We start from the raw sequence: 4235 nt of genomic DNA, 5'->3' as shown, positions 1-4235 counted from the left end.
TGGTAGGCGATCACGTTCGCAAGCCGCTCGTCGCGCGCGCCGGCGAGCAGCGCGAGGCGCCCGCCGAGGCAATAACCGAGCATGCCGACGCGTTCGGCGCCGAGCTCGCCCAGCAGGTGGTCGGTCAGCAGGCGGATCTCGGCGAGCGCGGCATCGTCGTCGAGGCCGTTCATGAGTTCGTAGAGGCGTTCCCTCGGGGTGTCGTCGGCGTTCGGGCCGTGGAACGGATCCCACACCAGCGCGGTGATCCCGGTGGCTGCGATGTCCTCGGCGTACGCGCGCACCTGCGCGCCGATTCCGGTGATCATCGGCAGCAGCACCATGCCCACGCCGCTGCCGTCCCGGGGCGCCGCGAGGTAGCCCTGCAGCGGCCCGACCGCGACGACGGAGGTGCGGATCTCGTTCATTCGGGCAGACGTCCTTCCGGCCGGGTGATTGCGTCCGAATCTATCGGGCGGCGAATCCGCCCGTCGCGCCGCAAGCGCGGGCATACACTCCGTAGGTAGCTGAAATGTGAGGTATGCCACATGCAAGTACCTTCGGCTTTCGAATTCGAGCGCGCCACCGGCATCGATCACGCCATCGCACTCCTCGACGAACGCGGCGAGGAAGCCCGGGTCGTCGCGGGCGGGCACAGTCTCCTGCCGATGATGAAACTGCGGCTCGCCGCCCCCGAATGCCTGATCGACATCAACGACCTGGCCGGCGAGCTCGGCTACATCGCCGTCGAGCCCGACGTCGTGCGGATCGGCGCGCTGGCGCGGCACCGCGAACTCCTCGAAAGCGAGGCGCTCGCCGAGATCTTCCCGATCTTCCGCGACGCCGAACGGGTCATCGCCGATCCCGTCGTGCGCAACCGCGGCACGATCGGCGGGTCGCTGTGCCAGGCCGACCCCGCCGAGGACCTGTCCACCGTGTGCGACGTCCTCGACGCCTCGGTCGTGCTGCGCGGTCCGCACGGCAGCCGGACGCTGACGATGGACGAGTTCCATCTCGGCCCCTACGAGACGACCGCCGCCCCCAACGAACTGCTCGTCGAGGTCCGGCTGCCGCGACGGGGCCGCGGGTCGAGCGCCTACGCCAAGGTCGAGCGACGAACGGGGGACTGGGCGATCGCCGCGGCCGGCGCCGCCGTGTGGATGGGCGACGGGGCCATCGACGACGCCCGCGTCGGTCTCACCGCGCTCCGGGCGGACCCGCAGGCTTTGGCCGGCATCTCCGACCGGCTGCGCGGCGCGACACCGTCCGAGGACCTCTACCGCGAGGCCGGCGAACTCGCCGCCGCCGCCAGCGACCCGGTCGCGGACCAGCGCGGCACCGTCGACTACAAACGCCACCTCGCCGCGGAGCTCACGGTGCGCACCCTGCGGCGCGCCGTCGAGCGGCTCACCACCTCCGAAAGGGGTTGACCCGATGCGTGTTTCGATGACCGTCAACGGTGACGAGGTCAGTGCCGAGGTGGAACCGCGGCTGCTGCTCGTCCACTTCCTGCGCGATCACCTCGGCCTGACCGGCACGCACTGGGGCTGCGATACCAGCAATTGCGGCACCTGCGTCGTCGCGGTCGACGGCGAGCCCGTCAAGTCGTGCACCATGCTCGCCGTCATGGCGAGCGGCCACGACGTGCGCACGGTCGAGGGACTCGAGCGCGACGGCGTGCTCGACCCCGTGCAGGAGGGATTCATGCGCTGCCACGGGTTGCAGTGCGGCTTCTGCACCCCCGGCATGATGATCACCGCCCGGGCCCTGCTCGACCGCAACCCGGACCCCGACGAGCAGACCATCCGCGAGGCGATCTCCGGGCAGATCTGCCGCTGCACCGGCTACACCACCATCGTGCGGTCCATCCGCTGGGCCGCCGAGCACCCCGTCACCGAGAAGGCGCCGTCATGACCGCCGTCGACCCCACCCCCGAGCTGCTCGACACCGTCGACAACGACAAGAAGCCGTGCGGTCACGGGCGCATGCTGCGCAAGGAGGACCCGCGTTTCATCCGCGGCCACGGCCGCTTCGTCGACGACGTGCAGCTGCCGGGCATGCTGCACCTGGCGATCCTGCGCTCACCCGTGGCCCACGCGAAGATCCTCGGCATCGACACCACCGCCGCGCAGGCCCACCCGAAGGTGAGGGCCGTCGTCACCGGCGCCGACCTCGCGGACAAGGGCCTGGCATGGATGCCGACCCTGTCCAACGACGTCCAGGCCGTCCTCGCCACCGACAAGGTCCGCTTCCAGGGCCAGGAGGTCGCCTTCGTCGTCGCCGACGACCGCTACTCGGCGCGCGACGCCCTCGAGCTCATCGACGTCGAGTACGACATCCTCGACCCGGTCGTCGACGTCCGCCGCGCGCTCGCGCCCGAGGCGCCCGTGATCCGCACCGACCTCGAGGGCAAGACCGACAATCACTGCTTCGACTGGGAAACGGGGGACGCCGCCGCCACCGAGGCCGCGTTCGCGAAGGCCGACGTGATCGCCCGGCAGGAGATGGTCTATCCCCGCGTGCACCCGGCGCCCATGGAAACCTGTGGCGCCGTGGCCGATTACGACCGTATCAGCGGCAAGCTCACGCTCTGGTCGACCAGTCAGGCGCCGCACGCCCACCGCACCCTCTACGCCCTCGTCGCCGGTCTGCCCGAACACAAGATCCGGGTGATCGCCCCGGACATCGGCGGCGGGTTCGGCAACAAGGTGCCCATCTATCCCGGGTACGTCTGCGCGATCGTCGCCTCGCTCGTGACCGGCAAGCCGGTCAAGTGGATGGAGGACCGCAGCGAGAACCTGGTGAGCACCGGCTTCGCGCGCGACTACGTGATGGTCGGCGAGATCGCCGCGACCCGGGAGGGAAAGATCCTCGCGATCCGCACCCAGGTCCTCGCCGACCACGGCGCGTTCAACGGCACCGCCGCCCCGGTGAAGTACCCGGCCGGGTTCTTCGGGGTGTTCACCGGCAGCTACGACATCGAGGCCGCCTACTGTCACATGACCGCCGTCTACACCAACAAGGCGCCCGGCGGCGTGGCCTACGCGTGCTCGTTCCGCATCACCGAGGCCGTCTACCTCGTCGAGCGGCTCGTGGACTGCCTCGCCTACGACCTCGAGCTGGATCCGGTGCAGCTGCGGCTACGGAATCTGCTTCGCCCCGAACAGTTCCCGTACACGAGCAAGACCGGTTGGAAATACGACTCCGGCGACTACGAAACCACCCTGCGCAAGGCCGTGGAGATGGTCGGCTACGACGAACTGCGCCGCGAGCAGGCCGAACGCCGCGCGCGTGGCGAGCTGATGGGCATCGGCGTGGCGTTCTTCACCGAGGCCGTCGGCGCCGGCCCCCGCAAGGACATGGACATCCTCGGCCTCGGCATGGCCGACGGCTGCGAACTGCGCGTGCACCCCACCGGCAAGGCGGTGGTGCGACTGTCGGTACAGACCCAGGGGCAGGGCCACGAGACCACGTTCGCGCAGATCGTCGCCGAGGAACTGGGCATCCCACCCGAGGACATCGACGTCGTGCACGGTGACACCGACAACACCCCGTTCGGTCTCGGCACGTACGGCAGCCGGTCCACCCCGGTCTCCGGCGCGGCCGCCGCCCTCGTCGCCCGCAAGGTGCGCGACAAGGCCCGGATCATCGCCTCCGGCATGCTCGAGGTGTCCGTCGCGGACCTCGACTGGGTCAAGGGCGCCTTCCACGTCAAGGGCGATCCGACCGCGTCGGTGACCATTCAGGACATCGCGATGCGGGCGCACGGCGCCGGCGATCTGCCCGAGGGCGTCGAGGGCGGACTCGAGGCGCAAATCTGCTACAACCCCGAGAATCTCACCTACCCGTACGGGGCGTACTTCTGCGTCGTCGACATCGATCCCGGGACGGCGGAGGTGACGGTGCGCCGGTTCCTCGCCGTCGACGACTGCGGCACCCGCATCAACCCGATGATCATCGAGGGGCAGGTGCACGGCGGGATCGTCGACGGCATCGGCATGGCACTGATGGAGATGATCGAGTTCGACGAGGACGGTAACTGCCTCGGCGGCTCGCTCATGGACTACCTGATCCCCACGGCGATGGAGGTGCCCCACTTCGAGACCGGCTTCACCGTCACCCCGTCGCCGCACCACCCGATCGGCGCGAAGGGCATCGGCGAGTCTGCGACCGTCGGCTCGCCGCCCGCGGTGGTCAACGCCGTCGTCGACGCGCTGCGCCCCTTCGGGGTGCGGCATGCCGACATGCCGCTGACC

Annotated in this window: 4 protein-coding genes; 3 read left to right on the top strand and 1 reads right to left on the bottom strand. The window is 69.9% G+C overall.

What is annotated here, in order from left to right; translation table 11 throughout:
* Nucleotides 1-407, bottom strand: a 407-nt coding sequence (locus CQZ88_RS31315; RefSeq protein WP_258008663.1) for a dienelactone hydrolase family protein, incomplete at its 3' end; no start/stop codon positions are given.
* 120 nt (nucleotides 408-527) lie between these two features.
* Between CQZ88_RS31315 and CQZ88_RS18620 the strand changes: the two genes are divergently transcribed.
* The 3 genes from CQZ88_RS18620 to CQZ88_RS18610 all read left to right on the top strand — a co-directional run.
* Nucleotides 528-1409, top strand: a complete 882-nt coding sequence (locus tag CQZ88_RS18620) for a xanthine dehydrogenase family protein subunit M (RefSeq protein WP_102800144.1) — start codon at nucleotides 528-530, stop codon at nucleotides 1407-1409.
* A gap of 4 nt (nucleotides 1410-1413) precedes the next feature.
* On the top strand, nucleotides 1414-1893 hold the full coding sequence (locus CQZ88_RS18615) for a (2Fe-2S)-binding protein (RefSeq protein WP_006946620.1): 480 nt from the start codon (nucleotides 1414-1416) through the stop codon (nucleotides 1891-1893).
* Nucleotides 1890-4235: aerobic carbon-monoxide dehydrogenase large subunit (locus CQZ88_RS18610; RefSeq protein WP_102800145.1), on the top strand; the 2346-nt coding region annotated here is incomplete at its 3' end. The genes CQZ88_RS18615 and CQZ88_RS18610, both read left to right, overlap by 4 nt.

The sequence above is a fragment of the Rhodococcus sp. ENV425 genome (genome assembly GCF_002887785.1).
GTDB classification, from domain to species: Bacteria; Actinomycetota; Actinomycetes; order Mycobacteriales; family Mycobacteriaceae; genus Rhodococcus; species Rhodococcus aetherivorans.
This window is presented reverse-complemented; position numbering and strand designations above follow the sequence as displayed.